The organism is Paracoccus chinensis, assembly GCF_900102885.1.
In the GTDB taxonomy this organism is placed as follows: domain Bacteria; phylum Pseudomonadota; class Alphaproteobacteria; order Rhodobacterales; family Rhodobacteraceae; genus Paracoccus; species Paracoccus chinensis.
The window spans coordinates 187,651-202,512 of the sequence record NZ_FNGE01000003.1; the positions used below are offsets into that span (position 1 = coordinate 187,651).

Consider the following 14,862-nt stretch of genomic DNA (forward strand, 5'->3'; position numbering starts at 1 on the left):
CGTCAGGCGCCGCCCTGAACCCGTTCTTCCGCCTTGCTCAGGAAGACCCGCGGCTCGGGGCGTTCGCTGCTGGCATAGGCAACCGCGAATTCGCGGCTGTTGTGCATCCAGCCGAAGCGGCCGTCGGGGGTCAGGGCGATGCCCCCGGCCTCGCCGCCGATGTCGGCCACGTGGCGTACGGCCAGCTCCAGCGCGGCGTCCGGCTCCATCTGCCCGAGCGCGTGCATGACCCGTGCCGCCAGCATCTTGCGCGCGATATGTTCGCCATCGCCCGAGAAGGCCACCGCGCCGACACCGTTGTCGGCATAATAGCCGCAGCCCGGCATTGCCGAGTCGCCCATGCGCCCGACCGGAGTGCCCTCAAGCCCGCCCGTCGAAGTCGCCGCGACCAGCAGCCCGTTCCGGTCCAGCGCAACGCAGCCGACGGTGTCGTGGGCTTTGGCCTTGTCGCGCTTCTGGCCGCCCGCCCCCTTGAGGGTGGCGGGGTCGCAAAGCTCCAGCCTCTTTTCTGCGGCGAAGTCCCGCGCGCCCGGTCCCGCGATCAGAATGGTTTCCTCTTCCAGCATGGCGCGGGCCACGCTGACGGGATTGCGGACGCCTTGAATGACCCCCGCAGCGCCGACGTTGAAGGACTGCCCCTCCATCAAGGCCGCGCACATCTCGACCTCGCCCGCGCGGTTCGGAACGCTGCCATAGCCGCAGTTGAAGGTCGGGTCATCCTCGAGCACCCGCAGGGCGGCCTCGGCCGCCTCAACGGCCGAGCCCCCACGTTCCAGAACTGCCTGCCCGGCGGCAAGCGCCCGCAGGCAGCCCGAGCGGTTGGCCTCGGCTTCCTCCGGCTCGATCTGCTTGGCGCCGCCGTGCAGAATGATCGCCCACATGGGATACTCCTGATGGATGTTTTCCTGTTCGGACCGGCGCGGGAGGTGATCCTGCGAGGCACCGGTCCCGGACACGACGGACCAGTCCAGAGAGCGCGTCATCCCGCGGTTACGGGTCGTCTTCCGAAAAGGCCTGCGGACGGCGCCCGGCGATGTCGAAGCGGTCGCCTGCGCCGAGGACATGCAGCGTCACGTCGAAAAGCGACAGCACCCGGTCGGGCTCGGCATCGGCGATGTTCGAGTGGGTGATGCGATGCCCGTCCACGATGGTCACCCCGCCGCTGCCGATCACGCGGAAGCCGTCGCCCTCGACCACGATGGCGGTGTCCTCGTCGATGCCGATCCCCAGCGTGCGCGGGTTCTGGGAGACCGCGCCGAGCAGGCGCCCGATCCGGCCGCGTTCCGCGAAATGCTGGTCGATGACCACGTCCTTGATCAGCCCCAGCCCCGCGGCCATCCGCAGGTCGCCCACACGATGGGATTCTGCACCCGCCCCCCGCACAAGCATCGTGTCGCTCATGACCGAGGCGCCTGCCGAGGTGCCCGCGATCACGGCGCCCTGACGGTGCAGCTCGTAGATGCGCCGTTCCAGCGGCGTGTCGCCGATCTGGCTGGTGATCCGCAGCTGGTCGCCCCCGGTGAAATAGATCCCCGCGGCGCCGTCCAGCAACGCCAGCTTGGCGCTGTCATGGGCTTCTTCGCGGTTCTCGACGTAAAGTTCGACCAGTTCGGTGACGCCCAGCTTCTCGAAGGCGGGCCGATAGGCCTCGTAATAGCCCTCGGGCTCAGACGAGGCCACGGTGGCGAGAACCAGACGGCCCCCGCGCACGCGCCGCGCGACTTCCCTCAGGATGACGCTGTCCTCGTCCTTGCGCTCATGCCCGCCGATGACGATCAGTGCGCCCGCCGTCACGGTTGAACCTTGCGCAGCAGACCGTCGGCCCCGAGCTCGGCCCCCTCGGGTTCGGGAAAGGGGGGAAGGGCCCAGCCCGCGCCAATCCGGGGCCGGAGCAGATCGGGGTCGGTGCCCGCAGGGGCGATCAGCTCGACCTCCCCGTCAAGCGTCGGCAGGCGCAGCACCGGCTCGACCTTGGGGCGCCTGGGTTCCGGCTGCCAGTCAAGCACCTGCCGCCACATCTGCTCGACCTCGGTCGGGGTCAGCACCACCAGATCGCCGGGACGGGCGAGCCTCAGGCAGGTGTTGGCCGCCTCTTCCTCGTCCAGCACGCAATGCATCCGCTCGGCCGGGAAGCCTGCGGCCCGAGCGCCCTCGGCCAGAAGGCCCACGATCTCGCCCTGGCCGCGGCCGCGCCGGGCCGGGTCCTCGCGGAAGACGATCTCGTCGAACAGGCCGGCCGCGATGCGGCCCATCAGGTGCATGTCCTCGTCGCGCCGGTCGCCGGGGATGCTGACCATGCCGATGGCGCGGGGATGGCGTGCCCTCAGCCCCGCCACGACCCTGCCAAGCGCCGCCAGCCCCGCCGGGTTGTGGGCGTAGTCGAGGATCACGCGGACGCCGTGCGCGTCATGGATGTTCAGCCGCCCCGGCGATTGCTCGTAAGAGCTGGTGAAGCTGGACAAAGCGCGCGCGACCGCCTCGGGGTCCACCCCTTGGGCGATGGCCATGGCGGCAGCGGCCATGGCGTTCTGGACGTTGAACTCGGCCAGGCCGTCCAGCGTGGCCGGGATCTCCTCCACCCGCATCAGGCGGCGGGTTGCGCCGTGCCGGTGCAGGATCAGCATCCCGCCCTCGCGCACGACCGCCATGCCGCCTTGGGCCACATGCTCGCGCAGGAAGCCCGGCATCTCCTCCCCGCCCTTGAGCGAGAAGAAGACGATCCGCCCGCCCGCGTGGCGGCGCATGGCGACGGTCAGCGGATCGTCGGCGTTCAGGATGCTTGCGCCTGAACGGTGGACGGACTCGGTCACGATGGACTTGACGCGGGCCAGGTCCTCGATGCTGTCGATGCCCTTCAGGCCGAGGTGGTCCTCTTGCACGTTCAGGACGGCGCCCACGTCGCACCAGTCGAAACCGAGCCCTTCGCGCAGCATCCCGCCACGGGCGGTTTCCAGCACTGCCACCTCGACGGTCGGGTCGCGCAGCACCTTGCGCGCGCTCTGCGGGCCGGAGGCGTCCACCTCGGCGATCAGGTGGTCGCCCATCTGGATACCGGACGTGGTCGTGAAGCCGACGGTCTTGCCGAGCGAGCGATAGATATGTGCCAGCATCCGAACGGTGGTCGATTTCCCGTTGGTGCCGGTGACGGCCAGGACCGGGATGCGGCCATTGCCGCCCTCCGGGAACAGTCGGTCGATCACCGGGCGGGCCACGTTGCGGGGTTGGCCCTCGGAGGGCTCCAGGTGCATGCGGAAGCCGGGGCTCGCGTTCACCTCGATGACGCCGCCGCCGGTCTCGCGGGCCGAGCGGGTGATGTCGGGCAGGGTCATGTCGATCCCGGCCACGTCGAGCCCGATCACCTGCGCGGCACGGGCGGCCAGCCAGGCGTTCTCAGGATGGATCTCAATCGTGCGGTCGATGGCAGTGCCGCCGGTGGAAAGGTTCGCGGTGCCACGCAGGAAGACCTGCTGGCCCTCCTGCGGAACGCTGTCCGGAGTCAGCCCGGCAAGCTCCAGCCGCGCCCGCACATGATCGTCGATGACGATCTTCGTCATCACCTTCTCATGGCCCTCGCCCCGGCGCGGGTCGCGGTTCTCGGCCTCGACCAGTTCCGCGATGCTCAGGCTGCCGTCGCCGGTCACATGGGCGGGCACGCGCTCGGCCACGGCGCAGACCTCGGCGCCGACGACCAGCACGCGGTAATCGCGGCCGCGGAACTGCTGTTCGACGATGACACGGCGGCTGTGGCTGCGGGCTTCCTCGAAGGCGGCCTCCAGCTTCTCGGCGCTGTCGATGTCCAGCGTCACGCCCCGCCCGTGGTTGCCGTCAAGCGGCTTCACCACCACGGGCCAGCCGAGGTCCCCTGCCGCCGCCAGCGCCTCGGAAACCGAGCGCACAACGGCGCCCTGCGGCACCGGCACGCCTGCGTCGTCCAGAAGCGCCTTGGTCAGGCTCTTGTCCGAGGCAGCCTCGACAGCCAGCGAGGAGCTTTCGCCTGTCACGCTGGCGCGAATGCGCTTCTGCGCGGCACTGAACCCAAGCTGGACGAAGCTGTTGGCGTCAAGCCGCATCACCGGGATGTCACGGCGCCGTGCCTCGTCCACCAGCGCGCGGGTGGTGGGGCCGAAGCCCACGCGGCCGATCAGCCGGGAAAGGTCCCGGATCGCGGCCTCGACATCCACGGTGCCGTCGGCGCTGCGCGGGGCGGGAGTGTCGTCTAGCCGCGACAGGCCGGTGATGCCGCATAGGTTCGCAGGCAGCAGTCCGTCCACGATTTCCAGTGCGAAGCGCCCGGCCATGCGGCCCGCTTCCTCGTAGTCATAGGCGAACATGACGTTGTAGACGCCGCGCTGCCCCCGGACCGAGCGAGTCTTGCCGCGCGTGACGGTCGTTCCTGACTGCGATTGCAGTTCCAGCGCGACATGCTCGGCCACATGGCCCAGCCAGGTGCCATCGCGCAGCCGGCGCAGGAAGCCGCCCGGCTCGCCGAAGCAGCAGCCATGTTCGTGAAGGCCCGGAAGTGCCTGCATCAGCCGGTCAGTGAAGCCCTGCAGCCGGTTCGTGGGCCAGTCTTCCAGCGCGCCCAGGTCCAGTTCGATCCGCACCATCGGCGTGGCACTGTAGAGATGGGGTCCACGATAAAGTCCGGTCCCGCGAACCTGCATGGGAGTGGCGGAAACTGAACACATGATGTTCTCCATTGTATGGCCTGCAGGCAGGGACCATAAGCAACCGGAAGTTGCGGTGAGTAATACCTGCCGGATCAATCTCGGACAGGGTTCCTCGGTTCCGGGTGCGGAACATCATGTAAGCTTAAAGAATGTAAGCAGGAATTCTGCTTGGCCAACCGGAGAGGCTGGTCGATCAACCGGCTTGATTCCCACTGGTCAACAGGACCGCATGAGACATTCCGCCGGATAGAGCACCCTTGTTCCGCGAGCAGTAGGTTTCGTCCTGACTTGCGCGAATGGCGTTCTAATGGTCGCACGCAAGGGCAAACCAACTTTTTTTAGTCGGGCCCTTTTCCGGCCGATGTGCGTTGAGGCGCGAGGATGACGTTCGTCGGTCTCCCCTCGCACCCGCCACACAAAGGATTCGACAGATGTTTCTTCGCGTCGACAAGTTGCAGGTCGAACTGCCCGCGCCCGCGCGGCAGGATCCGAACGCCGGTGCCGCACTCCAGGAACTGCTGGGCGGCAAGTACGGCGAGATGTCCACCCTGGGCAACTACCTGTTCCAGAGCTTCAACTTCCGCTCGAAGAACAAGCTGCGGCCGTTCTATGAACTGGTTGCGGCGATCACTGCCGAGGAACTGGGACACGTCGAACTGGTCTCGAACGGCGTCGCCATGCTGAACAACGGGCCCGATGTGCCGGGCGCGGACGAGGGCGACGGGGGCGACATCTCGAATGCCCCGTTCGAGATGATGAAGGACATCCGTTCGGCCGCATCCTTCTACAGCCATGCGGGCGGGTCCGTTCCGGTCAACTCGAACTCGATGTCCTGGAACGTGGACATGGTCACAACGACCGGCAACGTGATCATGGATCTGCTGCACAACTTCCACCTGGAATGCGGCGCGCGTCTGCACAAGCTTCGGGTCTATGAATCGCTGACTCAGGACAACGTGACCGGGCGCGAGATCTGCGGCTACCTACTGGTGCGGGGCGGGGTGCATGCCCATGCCTACGGCTTGGCGTTGAAGCGCCTGACGGGCGTGGACATCCACCAGATGCTGCCGACGCCGAACATCCCGACCGACAAGGTGCCCGAGGCGCGCAAGTATCTGCAGGCGGGGTCGCACCGCCGCATCTACACCTTCTCGCCGGGCGACTACCAGGCCTTGGCGGGGGTCTGGAGCGGTGAGGCGCTGCCGACCGATCCGCCCGGCCCGCTGGAAGTGATCGAGGGGATGCCGGAAGGCGGCAAGATCCACCAGCTGGTGGGCGTGCCCTCGGCCTTTACCCCGGATTATGCGCCCGAGGAAATGTTCGAGATCGCCGAGAAGCTGACCAAGGCGGCCATGCAGGGCGCAGGCTCGCTGTAAGGCAACCCGGTGGCCGGCATCGGTCGGCCACCGGTTCCCTGTCCCTCAGGCCGCCTTGGCAGCTTTCGCGGCCTTGCGCCGGGCCACGCGGGCGCGGATCGCCTCGACATCCGTGATCGGGGTCGCGGCGAAAAGCTGGCGCGTATAGGGGTGCTTCGGGTCCGCGAAGACTTCCTCGCGGGTGCCCTGTTCCACCGCCACGCCCTCGCTGATCACCATGACGTCATCGGCGATATAGCGCACGACCGACAGGTCGTGGCTGACGAAGACATAGGTCAGTCCGAATTCGTCCTGCAGATCAGCCAGCAGGTTCAGCACCTGCGCCTGCACCGACAGGTCCAGCGCCGAGACGGGTTCGTCCAGCACCAGCAGCGAGGGGTTCAGCATCAGCGCCCGCGCGATGGCGATCCGCTGCCGCTGCCCGCCCGAGAACATGTGCGGATAGCGGTTGAAGTGCTCCGGCCCCAGGCCGACCTTGACCAGCATCGCCTCGGCCCGCGCGCGGCGCTCGTCGGCGGGCACGTCGGTGTTGATGACCAGCGGCTCCATCAGAACGTTGCCGATCTTCTGGCGCGGGTTGAGGCTGCCATAGGGGTTCTGGAACACCATCTGGACCTTGGACCGCATGGCGGGCCCCGGACGGGTCTTCGAGATGTCCACGCGCTGCCCGTCTATCAGCAGTTCGCCATCCGAGGGTGCGTCGATCAGGGCGATGATCCGCGCCAGCGTCGACTTGCCAGAGCCGGATTCGCCCACAATGACGAGGGTCTTGCCCTTCTCGACCTTGAAGTCGATGCCCTTCAATGCCCGGACGGTCTTTGCGCCGCCGAACAGCCCGCCGGGAACATGGTAGTCCTGCACGAGCCTGCGGCCTTCCAGCACGACGGCGCTCATCGGGCGGCCTCGGCCGCGAAGAAGTCGGACACGGTCGGAAGCCGGTCGCCGGTCGCGTTTTCCGGCAGGGCGGAGAGCAGCGCCTTGGTATAGGGGTTCTGCGGGGATTCGAAGATCGACAGCACGTCGGCGTCCTCCATCTTCCGGCCCTTGTATTGTACGACAACGCGGTCGGCGGTTTCGGCCACCACGCCCATGTCATGGGTGATGAGGATCAGCGCCATGCCATAATCCTCCTGCAGGTCCATCAGCAGGTCGAGGATCTGCTTCTGGATTGTCACGTCCAGCGCGGTCGTGGGCTCGTCCGCGATCAGCAGGCGGGGCTTGGACGCGATGGCGATGGCGATCATCACCCGCTGGCACTGCCCGCCCGAAAGCTGGTGCGGATAGGACTTCAGCTTCTCCTCGGGCGAGGGGATGCCGACGGCGCGGAACAGTTCCAGCGCGCGGGCGCGGGCCTCGCGGCGGCCGAGCCCGAGGTTCAGGCGCAGCACCTCTTCGATCTGGAAGCCGACGGTGAAGGCCGGGTTCAGGGAGGCGATGGGCTCCTGGAAGATCATGGTGATCTCGCGCCCGATCAGGCGGCGGCGCTCGGCGGCAGTCATCGCCAGCAGGTCGCGGCCGTCATAGGTCATCTCGTCGGCGGTAACGGTGGCGGTGTCGGGCAGGAGGCCCATGACCGCCAGCATCGACACCGACTTGCCCGAGCCGGACTCGCCCACGATGGCCAGCACCTCGCCCCGGTCCACGCGGATGTCCACGCCATCGACCGCGGTGAAGCTGCCGGTGGCGGTGGCGAAGCGGACGGTCAGGTTGCGGATGTTCAGGATCGCCATGCGTCAGCTCCGCTTGAGTTTCGGATCGAGCGCGTCGCGAAGCCCGTCGCCCATCAGATTGATCGCCAGCACCGCGATCAGGATCGCAAGGCCGGGGAAGGTGGCGACCCACCAGGCACGCGAGATGAATTCGCGCGCCTCGGCCAGCATGGTGCCCCATTCGGGCGCTGGCGGCTGCGCGCCCATGCCGAGGAAGCCAAGCGCGGCGGCGTCCAGCACGGCCGACGAGAAGGACAGCGTCGCCTGCACGATGAGGGGGGCCACGCAGTTGGGCAGGATCGTCAGGAACATCAGCCGCAGGTTGCCGGCACCGGCCACGCGGGCCGCGCTGACATATTCGCGCTGCTTCTCGGCCATTACCGCGGCGCGGGTCAGGCGCGCGAAATGCGGCTGGTAGACGATGGCGATGGCGATCATCGCGTTGGTCAGGCCTGGGCCGAGGACCGCCACCAGCACCAGCGCCAGCAGCAGCGAGGGAAAGGCCAGGATCACGTCCATGATGCGCATGATCAGCGCATCCAGCCAGCCGCCGAAGAAGCCGGCCACCAGGCCGATGATGACGCCCCCCAGCAGCGCAATCGAAACGACCACGATGCCGATGAACAGCGAATATTGCGAGCCCTTGATCAGCCTCGACAGGATGTCGCGCCCGACGGGGTCGGTGCCCAGCAGGAAATCGGCGCGGCCGCCATCCAGCCAGGCCGGGGGCAGCAGCAGCGCGTCGCGATACTGCAGCGTCGGGTTATGGGGCGCGAGCCAGTCGGCAAAGATCGCCGTGAAGACCATCAGCAGGAAGATCGCAAGGCCAACCACCGCGCCCTTGTTGCGGCTGAAGTAGAACCAGAACTCGCTGAGTTGACGCCGACGGATGGCGGCGTCCGAAAGCTTGACGGATACGTCGCTCATCTGTGGCGGATCCTCGGGTTGATGAGGCCATAGGTGAGATCGACCAGCAGGTTCACGACCATCACCACGCCCGCGATCAGCAGCAGGCCGGATTGCACGGCGGGGTAGTCGCGGCGCGAGATGGAATCGATCATCCACTTGCCGATGCCGGGCCAGGAAAAGATCGTCTCGGTCAGGATCGCGCCGGCCAGTAGCACGCCGATCTGCAGGCCGATGGTGGTCACGACCGGGATCAGGGCGTTCCGCAGCGCGTGGACGCCGATCACGCGACGGCGGGGCATCCCCTTGGCGCGGGCGGTCCGGACGTAATCCTCGGACATGACCTCGAGCATGGCCGACCGGGTCTGGCGCGCGATCACGGCCAGCGGGATCGTCGCCAGCACAATCGAGGGCAGGATCAGGTGCTGCACCGCCGAGGCGAAGGCCCCGTCCTGGCCCGAGATCAGGCTGTCGATCAGCATGAATCCGGTGACGTTCGGGAAGAAATACATCAGCGAGATGCGCCCCGACACAGGCGTCCAGCCGAGATAGCCCGAGAAGAAGATGATGAGCAGCAGGCCCCACCAGAAGATCGGCATCGAGAAGCCGACCAGCGCCCCGGTCATCGACAGCTGGTCGAACCAGCTTCCGCGCTTGATTGCGGCGATGACGCCGATGGGCACGCCCAGCAGGACGGCGATGAAGATGGCGACCAGGCCAAGCTCGACCGTCGCCGGGAACAGCGACAGGAACTCGGCCAGCACCGGCTTCTTCGTGACCAGCGAGGTGCCCATGTCACCATGCAGCAGCCGGCCGAGGAAGTCGAAATACTGAAGCACCAGCGGCTTGTCGTAACCCAGTTGCGCGCTGAGTTCGGCGTGCCTTTCCGGGGTGACGCCACGCTCGCCCGCCATCAGCAGCACCGGATCGCCCGCAAGGAAACGCGGGAAACTGAAGGCGATGATGGTGATGCCTATGAAGGTCGGGACGAGGTAGAGCAGTCGTGAGAGGATGAAACGGATCATTCGCCTCTTTCCTGTGGGATGCGCGGGGATCAGGCCCCGCGCATCCGGTTGGTACCCGGGAAGCCCGGATTATTCCGTGATGTCCACGGTCTCGAAGGTGTAGTCGCCAAGCGGGCTCATGACGAAGCCGGTGACGTTCTGGCGCATCGGCACGTACTGCGTGGAATGCGCGATGGTGAACCAGGGCGCCTGTTCCTTGAAGATCACCTGCGCCTGCTCATAAAGCTTGGTCCGCTCGGCCGGGTCCGAGGTCACTTTCGCCTGCTGCAGCAGGTTCGAGAACTCCTCGTTGCACCAGAAGGCGCGGTTCGCCCCACCCTCGGTGGCCGAGGCGCAGCTGAGCAGGACCGACAGAAAGTTGTCCGGGTCGCCGTTGTCGCCAGTCCAGCCCAGGATGACCGCGCCTGCGCGGCCCGGGTCCATCGACTTGGACAGGTACTCGCCCCATTCGTAGGAGACGATGCTGGCCTGCACGCCGGCCTTGGACAGGTCTTCCTGCATCAGCTCGGCCGTGCGGCGCGCGTTCGGCATGTAGGGCCGCTGCACGGGCATCGCCCAGATTTCCATCTGCAGGTTCTCGACGCCCGCTTCGGCCAGAGCGGCCTTGGCAGCTTCCGGATCGTAGGGGTCGTCTTGGATCGCGTCGTTGTAGGACCACATGGTCGGCGGGATGGGGTTCTTCGCCGGCTCGGCCGCGCCCTGGAACACCGCGTCCACGATGGCCTGCTTGTTGATGGCCATGTTCAGCGCCTTGCGGACCTTCGGGTTGTCGAAGGGCGCGACGGTGGTGTTGTAGGCGAGATAGCCCACGTTCAGGCCGGCCTGCTCGTCCAGCTTGAGGTTCGGGTCGGCCTTGATCGCCTCGATGTCGGCCGGAGCAGGGTAGGGCATCAGGTGGCATTCGCCCGCCTTCAGCTTCTGCAGGCGCACGGCGGCGTCCGGAGTGATCGCGAAGACCAGGTCGTCGATCAGCGGCGCGGTGCCCCAGTAGTCGGGGTTCTTCTGGAAGCGGATCACCGCGTCCTTCTGGTAGGCCACGAACTTGAAGGGGCCCGTGCCGATGGGCGCGTTGTTCAGGTCTTCCTTGGTGCCCGCCGCTTCCAGCGCGTCGGCGTATTCCTTGGACAGGATCGACATGAAGGGCATGGCCACGTTGGCGAGGAAGGGCGCCTCGGGCTGGTTCAGCGTGACCTTGACGGTCAGGTCATCGACCTTCTCGACGGACTTCACCAGCTTGGGCATGTCCATCGAGTTGTAATATTCATAGCTCAGCCCCGGGATGTACTGGTTCCACGGGTGGTTGGCATCCGCCTGACGCTCGAACGAGAAGACAACGTCATCGGCGTTCATGTCCCGAGTGGGGGTGAACTTGTCGTTTGAGTGCCACTTGACGCCCGGACGCAGCTTGAAGGTGTAGACGGTGCCGTCCTCGGACACTTCCCATCTCTCCGCGAGGCCCGGCTCGACCTCGGTGGTGCCCTTCTTGAACTCGGTCAGGCGGTTGTAGACCGGATGCGCCGAGGCGTCGAAGGTGCTGCCCGCGGTGTAGGGGGCAGGATCGAACCCTTCGGGCGAGGCTTCGGAACAGTAGATGAAGGTCTTGGCCATGACCGGCGTCGCGGCGGCCGACAGGGCGATCGCCGACGCGGCGATCAGCCCGCGGGAGAGAAGCGTCATCGAAGGGTCCTTTCACTCACTGTTGAGAGTCGTTCTTCCCCGATCACGCCCTGCGCGCCGGAGGCTGTTCCGTTCTATAGAGGAAGTCGCGGCAGATATTCCACTGTGCAGTGAGGCGTTCGTAACGTCAGGCCACGTTCGCGTCAGGACCGAAAGGCCGCTCGATATCATGGGCCGGCGGGCAGAACCAGCGGGGTCCGTCCTCGGCCATGAAGACGATGTCCTCAAGCCGGATGCCGCATTCGCCGTAAAGGCACAGCATCGGCTCGATCGAGAAGCACATGCCGGGAGCGAGAGGGGTCCGGTTGCCCTTCACGATGAAGGGGTCCTCGTGGATGTCGAGACCAAGCCCGTGTCCTGTGCGATGCGGCAGGCCGGGCACCGCATAGCCCGGCCCGAAGCCCGCCTGGGTCAGGTGATCCCGCGCTGCCTGATCCACCGATTCGCAGGGCGCGCCGATCCGGGCGGCGGCGAAGGCGGCGGCATGGGCGGCGCGCTCATGTTCCCAAAGCTCGCGCTGGCGGGGGGTAGGGGTGCCGAAGACATAGGTACGGGTGATGTCGGACGGATAGCCGTGCAGCCGCGCGCCCATGTCCACCAGCAGCATGTCGCCGGGCTGAAGCTGCTGCGGATAGGGAACGCCATGGGGGTAGGCCGTGGCCTCGCCGAACTGCACCGCCGCAAACAGGGGCGAAAGCCCCTGTGCGCGATGGGCCGCGTCGATGAAGGCGCAAACCTCGGTGGTCGAGACGCCTGTGCGCAGGCCCTGCCAGACGGCGCGCTGGACCTGCCAACTTGCGGTCATGGCGGCCTGCATGATGGCGATCTCGGCGGGCGACTTGATCTGCCGCAGGGCCGAGATCAGCCCCTTGGCCGGGATCACTCGCCCCTCCATCGCCGCAGAGATTGGGGCCGCGAAGAGCCAAGGCGTGGTGTCGTCCAGCGCAAGCGTCGCACTCTCGCCGCAGCGGGCGCGGACGGCCGCGGCGATCAGCGCATGGGGGTCTTCGTCCTCTTCCCAGCAGGCGATCTCGCCGGGCTGGCGCAGAAGGCTGCGCAGCTTGGGCTCCTCGAAGGTCGGGCTGAGGTGCAGCGGCTCGCCTTCGGCAAAGATCAGGGCCCCATGGATGCGCTCGGACCGGCCCAAGGCATGGCCCAGGAAGTAGACCAGCGAGGTCGAGGCATCCAGCCAGACCGCGCCCACGCCTTCGCGGCGCATGGACTGCTGAAGGGCGGCCCGCCGCGCCGCGAACTCGGCGTCCGTGATTGCAGGGGCAGAGACAGGCTGAAAGCCACGCAGCGCTTGATCGAAGTCGGTATGAACAGTCATTGCAGGCCCGCAGTGGATTCGTTGGCGCGTTCAGACCCCGAAATCGCGCGAACGGCAAGCCACCGGCCATGCCTGATCCTCGCACCCCCAGCACCAGGACCATTCTTCTTCGGAAAATATCCTGGGGGAGCCGGCTGCCTGCAGTCGGCGGGGGCGAAGCCCCCATGTGACCGCGCAATTCGCGGCACCTCAGCTTGGCAGGGTTAGCGTCGCCTTCAGCCCCCCCGATCCCGAGCGGCCAAGATCAAGCCTGCCCCCATAAAGTCCCGCAAGGTCCGCAACGATGGCCAGCCCCAGGCCCGCTCCAGAGGGTCCCATCTCATCCAGTCGTCCGCCACGGCTGAGCGCAAGGGCATGGTCTGCATCCGCCATGCCGGGACCGTCATCCTCGATTCCGACGAGCAGGCTGCCGTCCTGCCGAACCGCCGAGACCTCGATGCGGGAGGCCGCGTATTTGGTGGCGTTTTCCAGAAGGTTGCCAAGCATCTCTTCCAGATCCTGACGTTCGCCGGCAAAGCGCGCGTCGGGCGCGCAACTCGGCGCGATCACCACCCCACGACTTTCCGCCATTCGGCGCAGGACCAGCAGCAGGTCGTCGATGACCGCAGCGACAGGCGTGCTCTGTCCCAGCAGCCGAGGCGTGCCCGCACTACGGGCGCGGCGCAGGTGCCAGGTGATCTGGCGGTCCATGCGGTCCACCAGCACGCGGCCGGGGTGATCAGCGGGCAAGGCGTTCGCCAGGGCCGACAAGGGCGTGCGCAGCGAGTGGGCAAGATTGCCCAGGTGCTCGCGCGCCCGCGCGATGACCAGGCGGTTCGCATCCAGCAGGTCGTTCAGTTCGGCGGCCACGGGACGCAGTTCAGCGACCGGCGGCAGAGGCAGGCGCTCGGCCTGTCCTGCCCGGATGGCCCGGATGTCGCGCCCCATCCGGTCCAGCGTCCGCAAGCCCCAGCCGACCTGCGCAAGGCTTGCTGCGGCAAGGCCCGCGCCCAGCACGATCAGGGACAGGGCGAGCGGCTGGCGGACACGGAACAGGGCCGCGTCGATCTCGGACCTGGGAACCGTCACGACTACGGCCAGCGCTTCCTCTGCGCCGGGCAGGGTGAAGAGGCGGCGCATGACACGCAGGGGCTCGCCGTCCGGGCCGGTCCCCGCGCCGCCGCTGTAGCTGCCCGGTGGGGCGGCAAGCCTCAGGTCCAGCAGCGACGCCGAGCGGGCAAGCATGGCGCCGGCCTCGGTTTCAAGCTGCCAGCCGTAAAGCGACAAGGGCTGCGACAGGCGCGGGTCCGTGGGCGGGCGGACAAGGGCAGGGGTGCCGTCCACCCCCACCTCGGTTCCGGCGATGACGGTCTCGGCAACGGCGGCGGCCTCGGCGTCGAAACGCTCGGTCACGAAGCGGTCCAGCACGCCTCCGATGATCCACCATGCCCCCAGCAATGCCAGCGTCAGCCACAGGGCGGCGGCGGCGAGCAGCCGCGCGCGGATGGAATCCAGCTGCGAGCGGATCATGCGGGTCGCCGCAGGACGTAACCTTCGCCGCGCCGCGTCTCGATCAGCCCGTCGCCGATCTTCCGGCGCAGGCGGCCGATCACGACCTCGATCGACTTGAAGTCGCGGTCGCTGTCCGCGTCGTAAAGATGTTCACTCAATTCGGTGCGGCTGACGATCCGGTCGGGATGGTGCATGAGGTAGCCAAGGATGCGCGTCTCGAAGGGCGTGAGCTTCAGGGCCACGCCGTCACGGGTGATGACGCCCAACTGCGTGTCATAGGCCAGCGGACCGGCCGTCAGCACCACGCGGGCATGGCCCGCCGCCCGACGCACCAGGGTCTGGGCTCGGAGGACGACCTCGTCCAGACGAAAGGGTTTCACCGCATAGTCGTCGGCGCCTGCGCGGAAGCCCGCGACCTTGTCGGACCAGTCGCCGCGCGCGGTCAGGATCAGGACCGGCATCGTCACGCCCTGGGCACGCCAGCGGGTCAGCACCTCGATCCCGGGCAGACCCGGCAGGCCGAGGTCCAGAACGGCCACGTCATAGGGCTCGGTCGCGCCCGCGAACTCGGCATCGCGGCCGTCGTGGAAGACGTCCGGGACAAAGCCGCCCTCAGCCATGGCCTGCGCAAGCTGGGCGGCCAGCGTCGGGTCGTCCTCCACGATGAGACAGCGCATG

General features: G+C 67.3%; 12 protein-coding genes. 1 reads left to right on the forward strand and 11 read right to left on the reverse strand.

What is annotated here, in order from left to right; all coding sequences use genetic code 11:
• Positions 1 to 2: 2 nt before the first annotated feature.
• The 3 genes from BLQ03_RS04655 to cphA all read right to left on the reverse strand — a co-directional run bounded on the left by BLQ03_RS04655 (position 3) and on the right by cphA (position 4,688).
• A complete protein-coding gene (locus BLQ03_RS04655; protein WP_090753693.1) occupies positions 3 to 881 on the reverse strand; it encodes an isoaspartyl peptidase/L-asparaginase family protein in 879 nt (292 codons plus the stop codon).
• 109 nt (positions 882 to 990) lie between these two features.
• Entirely contained in the window at positions 991 to 1,794 is an 804-nt protein-coding gene (locus tag BLQ03_RS04660; RefSeq protein WP_090753452.1) for a cyanophycinase, read from the reverse strand.
• A complete protein-coding gene (gene cphA, locus BLQ03_RS04665; RefSeq protein ID WP_090753694.1) occupies positions 1,791 to 4,688 on the reverse strand; it encodes a cyanophycin synthetase in 2,898 nt (965 codons plus the stop codon). The genes BLQ03_RS04660 and cphA overlap by 4 nt, the downstream gene beginning before the upstream one ends.
• Positions 4,689 to 5,101: 413 nt before the next feature.
• Between cphA and BLQ03_RS04670 the strand changes: the two genes are divergently transcribed.
• On the forward strand, positions 5,102 to 6,046 hold the full coding sequence (locus BLQ03_RS04670; RefSeq protein WP_090753454.1) for a manganese catalase family protein: 945 nt from the start codon (positions 5,102 to 5,104) through the stop codon (positions 6,044 to 6,046).
• A gap of 45 nt (positions 6,047 to 6,091) precedes the next feature.
• On the opposite strand, the gene BLQ03_RS04675 is transcribed toward BLQ03_RS04670, so the two are convergent.
• The 8 genes from BLQ03_RS04675 to BLQ03_RS04710 form a co-directional block, all read right to left on the reverse strand.
• Positions 6,092 to 6,940: an ATP-binding cassette domain-containing protein gene (locus BLQ03_RS04675; protein ID WP_090753456.1), complete on the reverse strand. Its 849-nt coding sequence runs from the start codon at positions 6,938 to 6,940 to the stop codon at positions 6,092 to 6,094.
• Entirely contained in the window at positions 6,937 to 7,776 is an 840-nt protein-coding gene (locus tag BLQ03_RS04680) for an ABC transporter ATP-binding protein (protein WP_090753458.1), read from the reverse strand. The genes BLQ03_RS04675 and BLQ03_RS04680 overlap by 4 nt, the downstream gene beginning before the upstream one ends.
• Before the next feature lie 3 nt (positions 7,777 to 7,779).
• On the reverse strand, positions 7,780 to 8,682 hold the full coding sequence (locus BLQ03_RS04685) for an ABC transporter permease subunit (protein WP_090753459.1): 903 nt from the start codon (positions 8,680 to 8,682) through the stop codon (positions 7,780 to 7,782).
• On the reverse strand, positions 8,679 to 9,686 hold the full coding sequence (locus BLQ03_RS04690; RefSeq protein WP_090753461.1) for an ABC transporter permease subunit: 1,008 nt from the start codon (positions 9,684 to 9,686) through the stop codon (positions 8,679 to 8,681). Before BLQ03_RS04690 ends, BLQ03_RS04685 begins: the two co-directional genes overlap by 4 nt.
• A 69-nt stretch (positions 9,687 to 9,755) precedes the next feature.
• A complete protein-coding gene (locus BLQ03_RS04695; protein ID WP_090753462.1) occupies positions 9,756 to 11,363 on the reverse strand; it encodes an ABC transporter substrate-binding protein in 1,608 nt (535 codons plus the stop codon).
• A gap of 127 nt (positions 11,364 to 11,490) precedes the next feature.
• Entirely contained in the window at positions 11,491 to 12,693 is a 1,203-nt protein-coding gene (locus BLQ03_RS04700) for a M24 family metallopeptidase (RefSeq protein ID WP_090753464.1), read from the reverse strand.
• A 189-nt stretch (positions 12,694 to 12,882) separates the two neighbouring features.
• The gene (locus BLQ03_RS04705) at positions 12,883 to 14,202 is read right to left on the reverse strand and encodes an ATP-binding protein (RefSeq protein ID WP_090753466.1); all 1,320 of its coding nucleotides are present in this window, start codon (positions 14,200 to 14,202) and stop codon (positions 12,883 to 12,885) included.
• Entirely contained in the window at positions 14,199 to 14,861 is a 663-nt protein-coding gene (locus tag BLQ03_RS04710) for a response regulator transcription factor (RefSeq protein ID WP_090753467.1), read from the reverse strand. The genes BLQ03_RS04705 and BLQ03_RS04710 overlap by 4 nt, the downstream gene beginning before the upstream one ends.
• Between the last annotated feature and the right edge of the window lies 1 nt (position 14,862).

Coding starts and splice junctions, on each gene's coding strand:
- BLQ03_RS04710 (WP_090753467.1), bottom strand. CDS start 14,861: ATGCGCTGTCTCATCGTGGAGGACGACCCGACGCTGGCCGCCCAGCTT.
- BLQ03_RS04700 (WP_090753464.1), bottom strand. CDS start 12,693: ATGACTGTTCATACCGACTTCGATCAAGCGCTGCGTGGCTTTCAGCCT.
- cphA (WP_090753694.1), bottom strand. CDS start 4,688: ATGTGTTCAGTTTCCGCCACTCCCATGCAGGTTCGCGGGACCGGACTT.
- BLQ03_RS04655 (WP_090753693.1), bottom strand. CDS start 881: ATGTGGGCGATCATTCTGCACGGCGGCGCCAAGCAGATCGAGCCGGAG.
- BLQ03_RS04695 (WP_090753462.1), bottom strand. CDS start 11,363: ATGACGCTTCTCTCCCGCGGGCTGATCGCCGCGTCGGCGATCGCCCTG.
- BLQ03_RS04680 (WP_090753458.1), bottom strand. CDS start 7,776: ATGGCGATCCTGAACATCCGCAACCTGACCGTCCGCTTCGCCACCGCC.
- BLQ03_RS04670 (WP_090753454.1), top strand. CDS start 5,102: ATGTTTCTTCGCGTCGACAAGTTGCAGGTCGAACTGCCCGCGCCCGCG.
- BLQ03_RS04690 (WP_090753461.1), bottom strand. CDS start 9,686: ATGATCCGTTTCATCCTCTCACGACTGCTCTACCTCGTCCCGACCTTC.
- BLQ03_RS04705 (WP_090753466.1), bottom strand. CDS start 14,202: ATGATCCGCTCGCAGCTGGATTCCATCCGCGCGCGGCTGCTCGCCGCC.
- BLQ03_RS04675 (WP_090753456.1), bottom strand. CDS start 6,940: ATGAGCGCCGTCGTGCTGGAAGGCCGCAGGCTCGTGCAGGACTACCAT.
- BLQ03_RS04685 (WP_090753459.1), bottom strand. CDS start 8,682: ATGAGCGACGTATCCGTCAAGCTTTCGGACGCCGCCATCCGTCGGCGT.